The organism is Pseudoalteromonas sp. NZS71 (genome assembly GCF_015864715.1).
Taxonomy (GTDB): domain Bacteria; phylum Pseudomonadota; class Gammaproteobacteria; order Enterobacterales; family Alteromonadaceae; genus Pseudoalteromonas; species Pseudoalteromonas arctica.
In genome coordinates, this window is sequence record NZ_JADYWS010000025.1 from 34,363 (window position 1) to 50,457 (window position 16,095).

15 protein-coding genes are annotated in these 16,095 nt (G+C 39.2%); 2 read left to right on the forward strand and 13 right to left on the reverse strand.

What is annotated here, in order from left to right:
- Positions 1-61: 61 nt before the first annotated feature.
- The gene (locus I6E85_RS15790) at positions 62-637 is read left to right on the forward strand and encodes a mechanosensitive ion channel domain-containing protein (RefSeq protein WP_024590699.1); all 576 of its coding nucleotides are present in this window, start codon (positions 62-64) and stop codon (positions 635-637) included.
- A 353-nt stretch (positions 638-990) separates the two neighbouring features.
- On the opposite strand, the gene I6E85_RS15795 is transcribed toward I6E85_RS15790, so the two are convergent.
- The 3 genes from I6E85_RS15795 to I6E85_RS15805 are packed head-to-tail and all read right to left on the reverse strand — an operon-like array spanning position 991 to position 3,378.
- Positions 991-2,049 carry a succinylglutamate desuccinylase/aspartoacylase family protein gene (locus I6E85_RS15795; protein WP_024590698.1) on the reverse strand — a complete coding sequence of 353 codons (1,059 nt, stop codon included), beginning with the start codon at positions 2,047-2,049 and terminating at the stop codon, positions 991-993.
- Positions 2,036-2,941 (reverse strand): 30S ribosomal protein S6--L-glutamate ligase, encoded by a 906-nt coding sequence (rimK, locus tag I6E85_RS15800; protein WP_002961977.1) that lies wholly within the window; start codon positions 2,939-2,941, stop codon positions 2,036-2,038. The genes I6E85_RS15795 and rimK overlap by 14 nt, the downstream gene beginning before the upstream one ends.
- Before the next feature lie 2 nt (positions 2,942-2,943).
- Positions 2,944-3,378: an ATP-dependent zinc protease gene (locus tag I6E85_RS15805; protein WP_024590696.1), complete on the reverse strand. Its 435-nt coding sequence runs from the start codon at positions 3,376-3,378 to the stop codon at positions 2,944-2,946.
- Positions 3,379-3,663: 285 nt separating this feature from the next.
- Here I6E85_RS15805 and zntB point away from each other — a divergent pair, with 285 nt between their 5' ends.
- Positions 3,664-4,635 carry a zinc transporter ZntB gene (gene zntB, locus I6E85_RS15810; protein ID WP_024590695.1) on the forward strand — a complete coding sequence of 324 codons (972 nt, stop codon included), beginning with the start codon at positions 3,664-3,666 and terminating at the stop codon, positions 4,633-4,635.
- 285 nt (positions 4,636-4,920) lie between these two features.
- On the opposite strand, the gene I6E85_RS15815 is transcribed toward zntB, so the two are convergent.
- The 10 genes from I6E85_RS15815 to I6E85_RS15860 form a co-directional block, all read right to left on the reverse strand.
- Positions 4,921-6,108: a polysaccharide lyase family 7 protein gene (locus I6E85_RS15815; protein WP_024590694.1), complete on the reverse strand. Its 1,188-nt coding sequence runs from the start codon at positions 6,106-6,108 to the stop codon at positions 4,921-4,923.
- An 898-nt stretch (positions 6,109-7,006) separates the two neighbouring features.
- Positions 7,007-7,342, reverse strand: coding sequence for a ribonuclease E inhibitor RraB (rraB, locus tag I6E85_RS15820; protein WP_007585369.1), 336 nt, complete (start codon positions 7,340-7,342; stop codon positions 7,007-7,009).
- Entirely contained in the window at positions 7,342-8,055 is a 714-nt protein-coding gene (locus I6E85_RS15825; protein WP_024590693.1) for a 1-acylglycerol-3-phosphate O-acyltransferase, read from the reverse strand. The genes rraB and I6E85_RS15825 overlap by 1 nt, the downstream gene beginning before the upstream one ends.
- Before the next feature lie 162 nt (positions 8,056-8,217).
- On the reverse strand, positions 8,218-10,512 hold the full coding sequence (parC, locus tag I6E85_RS15830; protein WP_010553285.1) for a DNA topoisomerase IV subunit A: 2,295 nt from the start codon (positions 10,510-10,512) through the stop codon (positions 8,218-8,220).
- A gap of 10 nt (positions 10,513-10,522) precedes the next feature.
- Positions 10,523-11,617, reverse strand: coding sequence for a sorbosone dehydrogenase family protein (locus tag I6E85_RS15835; RefSeq protein WP_024590691.1), 1,095 nt, complete (start codon positions 11,615-11,617; stop codon positions 10,523-10,525).
- Between the two features lie 29 nt (positions 11,618-11,646).
- Positions 11,647-13,536: a DNA topoisomerase IV subunit B gene (gene parE / locus I6E85_RS15840; RefSeq protein ID WP_024590690.1), complete on the reverse strand. Its 1,890-nt coding sequence runs from the start codon at positions 13,534-13,536 to the stop codon at positions 11,647-11,649.
- A gap of 108 nt (positions 13,537-13,644) precedes the next feature.
- Entirely contained in the window at positions 13,645-14,205 is a 561-nt protein-coding gene (locus I6E85_RS15845) for a YqiA/YcfP family alpha/beta fold hydrolase (protein ID WP_007585377.1), read from the reverse strand.
- A complete protein-coding gene (locus tag I6E85_RS15850) occupies positions 14,190-14,975 on the reverse strand; it encodes a metallophosphoesterase (RefSeq protein WP_024590689.1) in 786 nt (261 codons plus the stop codon). The genes I6E85_RS15845 and I6E85_RS15850 overlap by 16 nt, the downstream gene beginning before the upstream one ends.
- Positions 14,962-15,420 (reverse strand): DUF1249 domain-containing protein, encoded by a 459-nt coding sequence (locus I6E85_RS15855; protein WP_024590688.1) that lies wholly within the window; start codon positions 15,418-15,420, stop codon positions 14,962-14,964. The genes I6E85_RS15850 and I6E85_RS15855 overlap by 14 nt, the downstream gene beginning before the upstream one ends.
- Positions 15,421-15,446: 26 nt before the next feature.
- The gene (locus I6E85_RS15860; RefSeq protein ID WP_010553288.1) at positions 15,447-16,073 is read right to left on the reverse strand and encodes an NUDIX domain-containing protein; all 627 of its coding nucleotides are present in this window, start codon (positions 16,071-16,073) and stop codon (positions 15,447-15,449) included.
- Between the last annotated feature and the right edge of the window lie 22 nt (positions 16,074-16,095).

The window sequence follows — 16,095 nt, forward strand, 5'->3', positions numbered from 1 at the left end:
ATACAAACGCGTTAAACTAATACCAATTGAATTAAATTGGTATAAAAGTTCAGGGCCTAATGTGGAAATAATAGAAGTTTTAGAATTGTTTGCATCACAATATAAGTTAATTGTAACTATAATCGCTATTTTGGTTTTCCCTCTGCTATTAAAAATAACCAAAAAATTACTCGAAAAAGCAATTAAGGGGAAAGTTGATTTACACCGAAAATACCGTGCAGAGCTCTTACTAAAAATTATACTCGCCTTTGTCGTGCTGTGTTTAGTTTTAGTATTTTGGGGTATAGAGCTTCGTGGCTTATTGGTTTTAGGCTCCTCTTTATTCGCTATGTTGGGCGTAGCACTCTTCGCTGCCTGGTCATTATTAAGTAATCTCACCGCATTTTTACTAATGTTTATTCAAAACGATTGCCGTGTTGACTATTGGGTACGAATTATTGATGGTGCAAATCATGTTGAAGGGCGCATTGTTGAAATGGGCTTAATGAATGTAGTACTTGAGCATATTGATGGGCACCGTGTAATTTACCCTAATAATTTATTTGTGACACGCCCTGTCATGGTTTTAAATAAAGAACCAAAGCCAACAAAAGCTCCCGTTATAAAGCGTATTATTGGCCCTAAAAAACATAGTTAAAAAAGTAATAGTCACAAAAAAGCCGCAGAAGATAATTACCTTCTGCGGCTTTTTAATGCTTTAACTAACCAAAATTAAGACTAGGGCGTGTTGATCTTTGATGGTTGAATTTGCAGCAGTATGTTTGGTTTTTAGGCAAGGCAGAGCCTATGAAGTGTGGTTACTCCCCATAAATAGGCGATAACGCAGCATAAATGCCAAACATGCGCTGCCCTTCGGGTTCTGCCTAGGGGCGATAAACTCTTTGTTACTCGGTTTTTACTTAGCCCACTAGGTTACAAACCTCGCGCCGCGATTTAATCGCCCCTAGATTGAACAAATTTCAATCCGCAAAGTTAAACACGCCCTAGCTATTAGTTATTTAGTTCTGCTGTTTTAAGCTCGTCATCTAAATCATTTATCTCATCAATAAAGTTCTCTAGTTGCTGCTCTACTAAACTATTGTCATTTGCAAAGTAAGCAAGGTGGAATACCGCATCACCTTCATTTACTAATGGCATCGTTTGCTGACCAATAACAATACCGCCTTTAGGCGCTAAAAGCTCAAGCTCAGAGTCACCTAGTGGGCTACTAATATAAGCAAGTACTTGCCCTTTAGTTACATGCTCACCCAGTGATACTTGTGCACGCACAATACCATCAACTTCGGCACGTATCCAACTAGTTGAACCTGCAATAATAGGATCTGGTAACTTTTTAGGACGCTTGCCACGGATCATTTTTAAATGACGCATAACATAATCAACACCCTGCACACCTGCCGCAATTGCGATTGGATCAAAACGCAGTGCTTCACCAGCTTCATAGGTTATAACCGGTATACCTAGGTTTGCTGCTTCACTTCGTAATGAGCCATTACGCAATGATGCATCTATAACTGCTGGCGTGCCGAATGCTTTAGCCATTTCAGCGGTTGCTTCATCAGCTAAGTTAGCGCGAATTTGCGGTAAGTTAGTTCGATGAATAGCGCCAGTATGTAAATCAATAATGTGGGTACAATGTATTGCCACTTGATTAAAAAACATATAAGCCATACGCCCAGCAAGTGAGCCACGCTCAGAACCTGGGAAACTACGGTTCATATCGCGTCGGTCTGGTAAATAACGCGATTTATGAATAAAGCCAAACACATTCACAATAGGCACAGCGATTATTGTGCCGCGCAGTTGGCTTGGGTCTATTTTAGCAATTAACTGACGCACAACTTCTACGCCATTTAGCTCATCACCATGAATAGCCGCACACACCATAAGCACAGGACCTTCCATTACACCGTTAACCACTTCAATAGGAATATTAAGTGGTGAATGGGTATAAAGCTTAGCTGCCTCTAAGGCAAGTGTTTTACGCTCGCCTACGCCTACACTTTCACCTAATAAGGTAAAAGGACGGTTAATTTTAACCTTTGCCACGTGTTGCTGTTCCTTTACTTGAGGCATTTTTTTCGATGAAATCAATCACCATGCCTGCAATGTCTTTACCTGTTGCTATTTCAATGCCCTCTAAACCTGGTGATGAGTTTACTTCCATCACAAGTGGTCCACGAGATGAGCGAAGTAAATCAACTCCCGCTACGTTCAAGCCCATTGATTTAGCCGCCGCTACTGCCGTTTTACGCTCCTCTGGAGTAATACGAACTAATGTAGCACTACCACCACGGTGAAGGTTAGAGCGGAACTCACCTTCTTGTGCTTGGCGCTTCATAGCTGCTATTACTTTATCGCCTAATACGAAACAACGTATATCGGCACCACCCGCTTCTTTAATGTATTCCTGAACCATAATATTAGCTTTTAAGCCCATAAATGCTTCAATAACACTTTCAGCCGCTTTGCGTGTTTCAGCAAGTACAACACCAATGCCTTGTGTGCCTTCAAGTAATTTAATTACAACAGGTGCACCGCCTACCATTTCTAGTAAGTCTTTTACATCATCTGGTTTGCTAGCAAAACCTGTTACTGGCATACCAACGCCTTTGCGCGAAAGTAACTGAAGTGAGCGTAATTTATCGCGCGAACGAGAAATAGCGACTGATTCGTTTACAGGGTAAACACCCATCATTTCAAACTGACGAAGTACCGAACAGCCATAAAATGTAACCGATGCACCAATACGCGGGACGATTGCGTCAAATTCTTTTAAGTTTTCACCGCGATAGTGAATTTCTGGTTGCTCAGAGTTGATATTCATATAACAGCGCAATGCATCAATCACTTTAACTTCGTGACCGCGTGCCTCTGCCGCCTCAATTAAGCGACGTGTTGAATATAATTTTCTGTTGCGAGATAAAATACCGATTTTCATAGTTAAACCTTACGACCTAATAGTTGAGATAAAGCCGGGTCAACGACTATACGATTTTCCATGGCTGTACGCCCTAATAACATTCTAAACTTCATTGTTGCACGGCTTGTTAAAGTAAGCTCGATAGGCCAGCTGTGCTCGTCTGCATGCAATGTAGTCTCTATAAAGTAACGTAACTCTTTTTGCCCACTTGAGCTGGTTACGTACTTCATTTTTTTAACTTTTGCATTGCAAGTGACTTGCGTTTGCTCATCATCTTGCAGTGGCTGGGCCGTAAATTTAACCCATTTTTCTGAGTCAACTTCGTATTCTTCAATGTTAATTGCATGAATACATGAAGTGCGAGCGCCAGTATCAATTTTTGCTTTTATCTCGTTAATACCAAGCTCAGGTAAACTTAACCACTCACGCCAACCAACTGTGATCTTTGCTGTCATAAATGTGCCCTTAATAAAAAAGTGACTTATACGCTACAGGTAAAAAAACACCAACGAAATAAATTTATCTAGTCGATTAGTAAATTAAATTGATCTTTTTAAACAACTGGTCACACAATGCACGCCTTGCTGAATAGTACTTTATGCCACTTTACTCAGCCCAAAGGCTCTGCATATATTTTGCTATTTAAGCTTAACTTATTAAAAATAAAGGTAAGTTTAAAATAGTTAAGTAGATACACTATAGTTAACGGTATTAAAAATACACTATTATGAGAAATAATTATGATTAATGGTTTACTACATGCACTTGTACTTGATGGACAAGGCGGCGCTCGCCCTATTGAAAGCACTAATGAGCTAAATAGCTGGCAACCAAGCCACGGAAAACTTTGGGTGCACATGGACTATAGCCAAAGCGAGGCTGTTCAGTGGCTCAAGGCACAACCTCATTTAAACGACTACGAATTAGAGTCCTTAATTGCTGATGAAACACGCCCGCGTATTACATCAACTACTAACGGACATATGTTATTTTTACGTGGTGTAAATTTAAATCCAGCACAAAGCCCTGAAGACATGGTTTCAATTCGTTTATTTATTAGCGAAGACATTCTTATTACTACCCGCAAGCGTCGTTTATTATCGGTGCAAGATACGCTCGCCTGTTTAAATGAAAATAAAGGCCCATGCAATATTTCTGAGCTAGTATGCTCTATTACACAAAAACTAACTTCTCGCATGCAAAGCGTTATTGACTCACTAGATGAAACACTCGACGAGTTTGAAGAAGAAATAGATGAACCAAGTAAAAAGTTTGATAACCAAGGTTTATCACAGTTGCGCCGTCAAACAATTGCCTTAAAGCGTTATTTAAAACCGCAAAAAGAAGCCCTTAGCTCAATGGTAAATAATCACTACCCGTGGCTGTTAGATGACGATAAAGCAAAATTAAACGAAACAACTAACTTACTTATTCGTTATTTAGAGGAGCTTGATAGCTCTATTGAACGTGCGCAAATCATTCAACAAACAATCACTAACCAAGTGTCTGAGCAATTAAATCAGCGTATGTATGTAATGTCGGTTGTGGCTGCATTGTTTTTACCTTTAGGCTTTTTAACCGGCCTGTTCGGCGTAAACGTAGGAGGCATTCCGGGTACCGAGAGTCCTTATGCGTTTAGTGCTTTTGTCATATTTTTAATTGTGCTTACTGGCGGTATTGGTGTGTATTTTAAAAATAAAAAATGGTTGTAATACCAACCCGCAATAATACTTAATCAATTTGAGAGATTAAATCTGACGCTAACTGCGTTAAAAATTTCTGATATACGTCTGCATGGATGCAGGAGGTAGAGCAATGCAGGAGCAATTAGTGATAATAACTAAATAACGAAATTTTTGCTTTGTTATCGACACTATTTTCTTACCTAAAAATAGATCACTTAATTAAGCGAATTGGTATAAATTAAGTTTTTACAGTTAAAAAAGCCACTCAGCTTTAAACTAAGTAGCTTTCTAAACTACTGAATAACTAAATAATTAGTTAGTTTTACGCGTATAACTAACGTCAGTCATTGTTACTTTAGCTTTTGTAATTCCTAAATCTTTAAAGCACTCTTTAAATGAATCTGAGTTTCCTGACTCGCCACACTCATCTAGTGTATATGGGTCTTGTGATTGTAAATAATTACCAAACTTGAAGTAAGATTCTGAATCATCTTCTACCGGAATACCAAAGGTAGTACCTAGTGCAGTCACATCTACATCACCGTAATTATTAACTACTTTTAGATTGAATGAACCACCACTTCTGATAGTACCTAGTGCATGTTTTTCTTCTTTACCACTGGTGTTACGCAGGCGAACATAAACGTCAAAAATCCCGTTACCTGCTACGCTATCATCAAAACCTGATTCATCAGTATCTGAAACATATACTTTTGAAATCGTACCCGTATCGCTAGCGTGGTGCTGAGAAATAATCGTTTTACCACCATCTGACATTTCAACTTTTACAGTTGCCTCAAAAACCTCATAGGTTTCAGTCATTGCAACACGTGCACTTTCTTTTACTTTATATTCATGACGCCAGCCATTCCCGTTTGGAGTGATATGACGCGCTTCTAGAGGAACAAACTCTAAAGTGTCGCTATTTACTAATGGATGAGGATCGTTACCTTCAAGGTCAAAAATACTACCGTTGGTGATGTTGCTTGCTATACCTGAGCCACTACCAGTGTCGCCACCGCCAGTATCACCACCACCCGTGTCTCCACCGCCAGAAGAAGTTCCCTTAGTTAATGAAAAGTTGTCAAAGCGAACATCATTTGAGCTTTTGTCATGCTTAGCAAATACCTGCAATGAATTAGTACTAGCTGTGGTGAAAGTTTTAGATACTTTTGTCCACGAAGAAACGTTAAATTTCTCACTTTTAAACAAACCATTAAGATCGTTAATGCCGATTTGTCCCTTGCCAAGTACGTACGCACTTAACGTGTACTGAGTATTTCGATCTACATCTACATTCTGGTAAACACGCCCTGGGCTACCTTGAATTTTTAATGATTTAGAGCCTTTATACGAATCTGAAGATAGTGCTGCGGGCTCTGTTTCATTCCAGTTACTCCAACCATCTTCAAAACCAGAATTATCAATCGTGGCAGCATGCGCAAAAGAAGTACTCGCAGCAATTGCAGAACAAATAAGTAACTTTTTATATTTAACCATCATTTTTATTCCTTTAAATCTGTATAAATAACCTAACAGCTAACTTAGTACTAAATACCAAACTTAGCTTGAGCTTGCATCATGTAAACAGACTTTCAATTCAAAAAATTGGTAATATCAAAAATAAATTAAAATAACTCAAATTGGTATTACCAAAACATTGCCAAACCGGTAAGGCAAGGCTATATTTTTTGTATCCAATATGTCAACAAGTGAATTGTTACCATGAAATCAGCTAAACGTTCTAAAAATAATAATAAAATAAACATTAATCAATTAATAACAACAAGTTAAAAACAAACCAATTTAAAAAAACGAATGTTGTTATTTGTAAATTTCAGAAAATAGTAGTAATTAAAATAAAATGGTCTATTACCAATTTTTATTTATAGCTTAATGCTTTATGAATAAACCGAATTAAATTTTGATTAAATTGTAACTGAGAAAAACTGGTCATACCAATAAGGCACTAACACAGCTTGATTTGAAAATAGATTTAGTACGAATAATTAATTAAATGGAGCTTTAATCAACACATTTACTAGCATATTAAAGCCCTAAATATTTAGATTTATTAGTCTCTAGCTAGTCCATGTTGACCTTTGGTGGTTGAATTTGTAGCAGTATATTTATTTAATACCAATTCGTTTAATTAAGTGATCTATTTTAAGGCTGGAAAAACGTGTTGATAGCTAGGTAAAAAAATCGCTATTTAGTTGTTCTAAATGAGAATTTTTTAACGCAGGTAGCGACACGTTTAGCCCCGTAAAATGATTAAGTATTATTACGGATTGGTATAACCTCGAAAATAAACATGCCCTAGTTATAGGCATAAAAAAGCGAGTGCTTCTACAGCACTCGCTTTTAAACTAGTTAATCTAAACACTCGTTAATTACATTACTCTTGAAAGTAAGTACCCCAACCATCGTACTCAACTTCGCACTCAACGGCTAGTTGCGCTAGCTTATCAACGTCTTCCATAATAACGTCTACGTCTAGCTCAGCTTCAACTACAATGTCAAAGCTCCAAATTTTGTTACCGTCTTCAAGCTCAAGCTCTGCTGGTTCTTCAACATCGTAACCCAATTTAAAAGCAGCAAGTGCAGCTTGCTCTAACTTAGGAAAGTCTTCACACACAAAGTGGTGCTCTACTTCATAAAGTATTTCAGGGTCTGACCCATCTTCAAGTAGTGAACTTACGATGTCTTCACTTATTTCACGCCAGTTTTCCATTATTTTTCTCTCACTTGAGCATCTAATTCAGTTATTTTAGCAGCCATAATGCTATGCACGCTTTTAGCATGCTCACGCGCGCTAATTTCTTTATCAAGCGGTATAGGCGCTAACATTTCGATGTGAATTGTACCATTATCCCAACGATTTAGCTTAATGGTTTTATGTGTTGTATTCATACATACCGGAATTATGGGTACATCTGCGCTCATTGCGGTGTGAAATGCACCGGTTTTGAATGGTAGCAACCCTCTTCCGTAGCTTCGTGTACCTTCTGGAAACATCCATACAGATAAGCCATTATTTTTAATTTTTTCGGCTGCTTTTGAGATAGTTCCTGCCGCTTTGGAGCGATTCGATCTGTCTATTAATATATTACCCGACAACCAATAAAGCTGACCGAAAAATGGGATCCACTTTAAGCTCTTTTTACCCAAACTTACGCAGTTTTTTGGCACCATTGCTGGCACTGTAAATAAGTCGTAGCTATTTTGATGATTAGCAACATAAACTGCAGGACCTGGATCAACGGCATCTTTATGACGTGTTAAAACTAGCTTAACGCCAACCATTTTAGCCATTGAGCCAAACCAACCCGCTATAATATGTACATTATTAGGGTGAAATGGTCTTACAATCGAAAGTAATAAACCAAAAATACAACTGAATAATATAAACAGCAGCATAATAAAAACGCGTATAACAGCTAGCAAATGGGCTTCTCCAAAAATGAATTATAATTATTATAGCGTTATTTTGTGACACAAACGAGTCAATAGCGCACAAGTGTACGCTGAAATATTTAAGCTCTTTATTTTAAAACAAAAACGGCCTGCAAATGCAGACCGTTTTTATTTATACAAAAAAGTAATTGGCTACTCTTCGCTAATAACGTCTATTGGTTCATCATCTTGAGGGGTTAGCTCAACAACGGCTTCGTCAACACGCTGTAAGCCACGCGGTAGTTTATTACCCCTACGTCCTCGCTCACCATGATAATGCTCTAAATCACTTGGTTTAAGTGTTAGTTTACGCTTACCAGCATGAAGCGTAACACTGCTTCCTAGTGGTACAACAGCAAGCACTTTTACAAACTCTTCACGGGCTTGTACTTTAGCACCTGGTATAGAAATGATTTTATTACCTTTACCCTTACCTAATTTTGGTAAGTCTCGCAGCGGGAATAAAAGCATTCGACCTTCGTTAGAAATAGCCATACAGTAATCGCTAGCAACATCGTTCACTCTAATAGGAGAAAGTAATATTCCACCTTTAGGGACACTTACCAGCGCTTTACCGTTTTTATTTTTACTAACTAAGTCTTTAAAGTCGGTAATAAAGCCGTAACCTGCATCTGACGCCATAAGCAATACTTGCTCGTCTTCACTCATTACCACGTGCTCAAAATTAGCACCTGGTGTTAAGTTAAAGCGACCTGTCATTGGTTCGCCTTGGCTACGCGCCGAAGGTAGACTGTGCGCATCGGTTGCAAACGCCCGCCCCGCTGAATCTAAAAACACCGCAGGTTGATTACTCTTACCACGAGCAGAGGCTCTAAAGCCGTCCCCTGAGCGATAATTTAAGCCTTGTACATCTAAGTCATGACCTTTACCAACGCGTGCCCAGCCTTTGTCTGATAGCACAACAGTAACTGACTCTGATGGAATTAAATCTTTTTCGTTAAGTGCTTTCGCTTCTGAGCGCTCAATCACTGGCGAGCGACGATCGTCACCATACATTTCAGCGGCTTCTTGAATTTCTTTTTTAAGCAGTGTCGACATACGACGTTCTGAGCCCAAAATTTGCGCTAATTTATCACGCTCTTTAGCCAGTTCGTCTTGCTCACCACGAATTTTAAACTCTTCAAGTTTTGCTAAATGACGAAGTTTTAATTCTAAAATTGCTTCTGCTTGCGTATCAGTTAAATCAAAGCGCTCCATTAATACAGGCTTTGGTTTATCTTCGCTGCGAATGATTTCAATTACTTCATCAATATTTAAAAAGGCGGCTAGCAAACCCTCTAAAATATGTAGACGTGCTAATACTTTATCTAAACGATACTGCAAACGACGACGCACTGTTTCGCGTCTAAATATTAGCCACTCACTTAAAATACAGCGTAAGTCTTTAACTTGCGGGCGGCCATCTAGGCCTAGCATGTTTAAGTTTACTCGGTAATTTTTTTCAAGATCGGTGGTTGCAAATAAGTGCGCCATTAATGGCTCAGCTTTAATGCGGTTTGAGCGCGGAATAATTACAATGCGTGTTGGATTTTCGTGATCTGACTCGTCACGTAAATCGGCAATCATTGGTAATTTTTTAGCGTTCATTTGCGCTGCAATTTGCTCAAGTACTTTACCACCAGAACATTGATGCGGCAGCGCTGTAATAACAATATCACCATGCTCTTCGGTATAAACCGCACGCATTTTGATAGACCCACGACCGGTTTTATATATTTTGTGAATATCGGCTTTTGGGGTAATTATTTCAGCATCTGTTGGGTAATCTGGTGCATGTACAAGCTCAAGTAATTCTTCAAGCTCTGTTTTTGGTTTATCAAGTAATAAACAACATGCACTAGCCACTTCACGTACGTTATGTGGCGGAATATCGGTTGCCATACCTACGGCAATACCCGTTATACCATTTAGTAAAATATGCGGTAAACGAGAAGGCAGTACAACAGGTTCGTCCATTGTGCCATCAAAGTTTGGTGTCCAATCGACGGTGCCTTGGCCAAGCTCTTTAAGCAGTACTTCTGAAAACTTAGATAAACGCGCTTCGGTATAACGCATTGCTGCAAACGATTTAGGGTCATCTGCCGCGCCCCAGTTTCCTTGTCCATCCACCAAAGGGTAGCGGTAAGAAAACGGCTGCGCCATTAATACCATCGCTTCGTAACATGCACTGTCGCCGTGTGGATGGTACTTACCAAGCACGTCACCCACTGTACGGGCTGATTTTTTGTACTTAGCGTTAGCCGACAAACCCAGTTCGCTCATCGCATAAATAATACGACGCTGTACTGGTTTTAAACCATCACCTACATGCGGTAAGGCGCGGTCCATGATCACGTACATGGAATAATTTAAATAGGCGTCTTCGGTAAAACGCCCCATTGTTTGTTGCTCAATTCCTTGCATTAGCAAGGTATCTGTATCACTCATTAAAGCTTACCTAGTTTTTCTTATAGCTTACACGGTAGATTACATTGGCGTAATCATCGCTTACTAACAGACTGCCGTCACCTAATTCTGCAAATGCAACAGGGCGTCCAAATGTTGTTTCGTCTTTCATAAAGCCAGTAATAAATGGCGTATATTTAGTTACGCGACCTACTTCAATTGTTGCTAGCCCTACTTTATAACCTGACTTTTTAGAACGGTTCCATGAGCCATGTTCAGCAACAAATAATTGTTGCTTATAGCTTGCTGGAAATTGCTTACCGTTATAAAAATGAATACCTAATGGCGCTACATGCGCTGGAAGTGCAAGAGCTGGCGACGTGTAATCGGCAATATTTTTACCTTCACCAAACTCAGGGTCAATAATTGCACCGGCATGAACATACGGAAAACCAAAATGCTCACCCTCTTGCGTTGCACGGTTTAACTCATCAGGCGGAATATCATCGCCCATCATGTCGCGACCGTTATCACTAAACCATAAAGCTTGAGTAGCTGGATGAAAATCAAAACCGACGGTGTTTCTAACGCCCTTGGCTATTGTTTTTATTTGTTTTGTTTCTACATTAAGCGCAAAAATACGACCAAAACGTTCATCTTCAGCACAAATATTACACGGTACACCCACCGGAATGATTAGCTCGCCCGTTGGTGCAAAACGTAAAAATTTCCAACCATGATGACGCTCGCTCGGTAATGCGTTATAAACCACATCAAATTTTGGATCTTTTAATTGGGTATCAATATTTTTAAAGCGAATAATACGATGTACTTCGCCTACGTATAAATCGCCATCTTTAATTGCTATGCCAGAGGGCATGTTTAGGCCTTTAGCCACAACAATTTTTTTATCTGCTACGCCATCGCTATTATGATCAATAAGCGCATATACGTTGCCCGCTTTACGAGAGCCAACATACACAATACCTTTTTTGGAAACAGCTATTTGACGTGCATTTTCTACATCATTTGCAAATAAGCTTATTTCAAATCCCGGTGCTACGGTGAGCTTATCGAGTATATTTTTCGCCATTACAGGAGCGGTAGTCAGCCCAAGTAACAGCAAACTTCCTAGTAGTTTTTTCATTCGCCTCTCCTAGTGTTAAGCACAGGTAATTAAACGAGTGCCTTGTTACCATGATCTTCTAACCATTGACGACGATCAGGCGATCGTTTCTTAGCAAGCAGCATATCCATCATTTCCATGGTTTCTACTTCTTCATCAAGCGTAAGCTGCACTAAACGTCGTGTATTTGGATCCATCGTGGTTTCACGCAGTTGTAACGGGTTCATTTCACCCAGACCTTTGAATCGTTGTACGTTTACTTTTCCGCGTTTTTTCTCGGCTTCTATGCGCGCCAAAATAGCGGTTTTTTCTTGCTCATCAAGTGCGTAATAAACTTCTTTACCAATATCGATTCTAAATAATGGCGGCATTGCTACATACACATGCCCTGTTTTTACTAACTCTGGGAAATGGCGAACAAACAGTGCACATAATAGTGTTGCGATGTGTAGTCCATCCGAGTCAGCATCGGCCAATATACAAATTTTATTGTAGCGTAATGCCGACATATCGGTTGATTCTGGATCAATACCCAGCGCCACTGAAATATCGTGTACTTCTTGTGATGCTAGTATTTGGCCTGACTCAACTTCCCAGGTATTCAAAATTTTACCACGTAGCGGCATGATAGCCTGAAATTCACGGTCTCTTGCTTGTTTAGCAGAGCCACCAGCAGAATCACCTTCCACTAAAAACAATTCGGTACGGTCGTTATCGGCCGCGCTACAATCGGTAAGTTTACCCGGTAAAGCAGGACCTGCAGTAACACGTTTACGCACTACTTTTTTAGCTGCACGCAAGCGAGTTTGTGCATTTGAAATACATAACTCAGCTAATAACTCTGCGGTATCTGTATGTTCATTTAACCATAAACTAAACGAGTCTTTTACAACCCCCGATACAAACGCAGAACACGAGCGTGATGATAGTTTTTCTTTTGTTTGCCCTGCAAATTGTGGATCTTGCATTTTAACCGACAACACGTAACTACAACGATCCCAAATGTCATCAGGAGTTAATTTCACACCACGCGGTAGTAAGTTTCTAAACTCACAAAATTCACGCATTGCTTCAAGCAAGCCTTGGCGTAAACCATTTACATGCGTACCACCTTGCGCGGTAGGAATAAGGTTTACGTAGCTTTCGGCTATTGATTCACCACCTTCTGGTAGCCATACAACAGCCCAGTCAGCGCCTTCAATTGAACTTTTAAATTCGCCAACAAACGGGTCTTGCGGTAATGTTTCAAAACCTTTAATTGCTTCAACTAAATAATCTTTTAAGCCTGTTTCGTAAAACCATTCTTGGGTTTCTTTTGTTTGCTTATTAACAAACTTAATTCGCAGCCCGGGACACAAAACGGCTTTGGCTTTTAATAAATGATTAAGTTTAGTAATTGAATAATTTGGTGAATCAAAGTAGCTAACATCAGCCCAAAAACGAACCGTAGTACCGGTGTTACGCTTACCCACTGTACCAATTACGTTTAAGTCTTCTACTTTATCGCCGCTTTCAAATGCCATTCTGTATTGTTGAGCGTCGCGTCTTACTGTTACTTCTACACGCGTAGATAACGCATTTACTACCGAAATACCTACGCCGTGTAAACCACCCGAAAATTGATAGTTTTTATTAGAAAACTTACCACCGGCGTGTAATTTAGTGAAGATCAATTCAACCCCAGGGATACCTTCTTCTGGGTGAATATCAATAGGCATACCACGCCCGTCATCACTTACTTCAAGCGAATTGTCTTCGTGGAGTATTACGTCGATACGAGTAGCATGACCCGCCATAGCTTCATCGACACTGTTATCGATAACCTCTTGGCCTAAATGATTGGGACGTGTTGTATCTGTGTACATCCCTGGGCGTCGTTTTACCGGATCTAATCCATTAAGTACTTCAATGGCTTCGGCGTTATAATTTTGATCACTCATAGTTTTTGTCTTTATATCCGCTAAGGCTCTAATACGTTTTACTAGTTTTATTGTTATATGCGCTAAAGCGTTAATATAGTAACTAACCTCAGTTCAGGCTAACTAGTTTTACGTGATTTTAAGAAAATCTACAATACTTGCAAAGGTGCGTTCAAATTCAACGTAGCTATGATCGCCACCAAATTCTATCAATTGCTTGCATTGCGAATAATATTTTACTGCGTGTTGAAAGTTCAACACTTCATCGCCTGTTTGCTGTAATAAGTACAGTAACTCAGGGTATGCTAATTTATCTACAGCGAGTAATTTAAGTGCCTCAATATGACTGTTATTTAAATCGTAATGATAATCTTGATACGGATTATAATTAGGTCCAAGTAACGACTGTAATAAATTATAGGGTGCGACCGCGGGATTAATAACCACTGCAGGAATTTGATAACGCTGCGATAAATACGTGGCAAAAAAACCACCTAACGAGCTACCTAATAAAACGGTATTTGGCGTTAGTAATTGTTCAAGCTCAATTATAGCTTGTAGGGGCTCGTGGTTTAAGTTCGGTACACAATAATCAACGTCATAGTTTGCCATAAGCTCACCAAAGCGCACAGCTTTATATGATTTTTGTGAACTATTAAAGCCATGAATATAAATTACGCGTTTAGCCATACTACTTCCGTTTTTACTTCTACTTTATCTTTTTTACTCTTTATATTTAGCGTTCTGTAAGCTGGTCCCGCATTTTTTTGCTCCCACTGTGAAGTGTGCTTTACAAACTGTATTGAGCTGGCTGGGGTCGCATATATGGGCAGCCCTCTAAAACTTTGTTCGTAATCATTGTGCACATGCCCATGAAAAAGCGCAGATACATTATTACTATTAACTAAGATATTTAAAAGCTGTGGGCCATTTTCTAATAAGTGTTTATCAAGGTAGCCGTTTATTGGCAGCGGATTATGATGACAAAATATAACTTTACTATTATTCGAGTTGACTAAAGCGTCCGTTACTTCATCTAAATGCGTGCCAGTAACCCATCCTGCGGGCGTGGGCCCTTTAGAATTAATAAGAAGTAGCTCAATCCCATTAGCAATAATATGTTTAGCCGAATTTATTTGCCCACCACTTATGCGATTAAGCATTGCTAGTTCATCATGATTACCTGGCACCCAAAATACAGGGCAAGTAATGTCACTGGCATTTATAAGTTCACTAAATAATAAGTACGATTCAAAACTATGATCTTGTGTTAAATCGCCACCAAAAATAATGCAGTCTATTGATTGCTTAGCTATGTGTGCCAAGGCTTGTTCAAAATGATCTGCGGTATTTACAGTAAAGTACTCACCGCTTTTGTCTGCAAATAAATGGCTGTCAGTAATATGAGCAATTTTTAAAGATGATTTATCAAATGTATATGTATCATCAAACCAAGCCATTATTTACATCCCAATTTAACGTCGCTTGTCCGTGCTCTACACAGGCCACTAACCAATCGTATAAAAAAGCATTCAGTTGATACTTTTCATCTTTTTGATGCATTTTAGGGTTAGGGTATCCATAAGATGGTTTTATGCGTTGATGGTAATCGTGATGAACAATTTCAGCCACTTTGGCATCGTGATACATGCGTACCGTTAAATACAGTGGCGTAATCCCTTTAACCATTCCTGTTAGCTGCTTAATTGAAATATCCATGGTGTATTTTGCGCTGCCATCAATTTTTGTAGCAAACTCACTGTTGCCAAATTTAACTTCACGAATGCTTCCTATATTGCGCTCGCTCGGTAACAACTTTAATAGTCGCACATAGTTATGCTCACAAAGTGTTAAATACTTTGGGAGGCTCTGAATATATCGCTTTGTTGCTAATTGTGCTGTCAAAGTACCACCATAATATTAGTAAGAGTTTATGCCCATTTGCTTGCCATTTTTTCACGATTAAGCGCAAGCCACTGCATACAAATAACCGTTGCCGCATTATCCATTTCACCGTTATTGAGGCGCATTAGCGCATCATCAACTGATAGAATGTGAGTTTTTATATCCTCCCCTTCAGTTTCAAGACCATATACACCTGATTTCACTTGGCTTAAGTCAGTACGCGCTAAATACAAATGCAAGCGCTCAGTTGTACCACCAGGGCTTGATAGGTATGAAAGCATAAATTCAAGTTCAGTTAATTCAAGCCCAGCTTCTTCATACGCTTCTTTTTTTACAACTGATTCGTAATCCGTACTGCCGTCTGTCATTCCGGCTATACACTCTAGCAGCCAAGGCGAATGCTTGCTTTTAATAGCGCCAATACGTATTTGCTCAATTAAAAGAACAGTATCTGATATTGGATCGTAAGGGAGTACTGCAATTGCATCGCCACGTTCTAATATTTCTCGACTAATTACTTTAGATTTTCCACCCGCAAAAAGAGCATGTTCAAACTGGTATAAATCAACCTGAAAAAAACCTTTATAAAGGTTTTTTATTGGCTTTAAATTCACATCTTTATGTGTAAATTGAACGAGCTTTTTATCAACCACGTACATACCTCCTACTTATCTA

Bases quoted from the DNA above. Each gene is read 5' to 3' on its own strand.
- rimK (WP_002961977.1), bottom strand. From the start codon at position 2,941: ATGAAAATCGGTATTTTATCTCGCAACAGAAAATTATATTCAACACGT.
- I6E85_RS15805 (WP_024590696.1), bottom strand. From the start codon at position 3,378: ATGACAGCAAAGATCACAGTTGGTTGGCGTGAGTGGTTAAGTTTACCT.
- zntB (WP_024590695.1), top strand. From the start codon at position 3,664: ATGATTAATGGTTTACTACATGCACTTGTACTTGATGGACAAGGCGGC.
- I6E85_RS15815 (WP_024590694.1), bottom strand. From the start codon at position 6,108: ATGGTTAAATATAAAAAGTTACTTATTTGTTCTGCAATTGCTGCGAGT.
- rraB (WP_007585369.1), bottom strand. From the start codon at position 7,342: ATGGAAAACTGGCGTGAAATAAGTGAAGACATCGTAAGTTCACTACTT.
- parC (WP_010553285.1), bottom strand. From the start codon at position 10,512: ATGAGTGATACAGATACCTTGCTAATGCAAGGAATTGAGCAACAAACA.
- I6E85_RS15835 (WP_024590691.1), bottom strand. From the start codon at position 11,617: ATGAAAAAACTACTAGGAAGTTTGCTGTTACTTGGGCTGACTACCGCT.
- parE (WP_024590690.1), bottom strand. From the start codon at position 13,536: ATGAGTGATCAAAATTATAACGCCGAAGCCATTGAAGTACTTAATGGA.
- I6E85_RS15845 (WP_007585377.1), bottom strand. From the start codon at position 14,205: ATGGCTAAACGCGTAATTTATATTCATGGCTTTAATAGTTCACAAAAA.
- I6E85_RS15850 (WP_024590689.1), bottom strand. From the start codon at position 14,975: ATGGCTTGGTTTGATGATACATATACATTTGATAAATCATCTTTAAAA.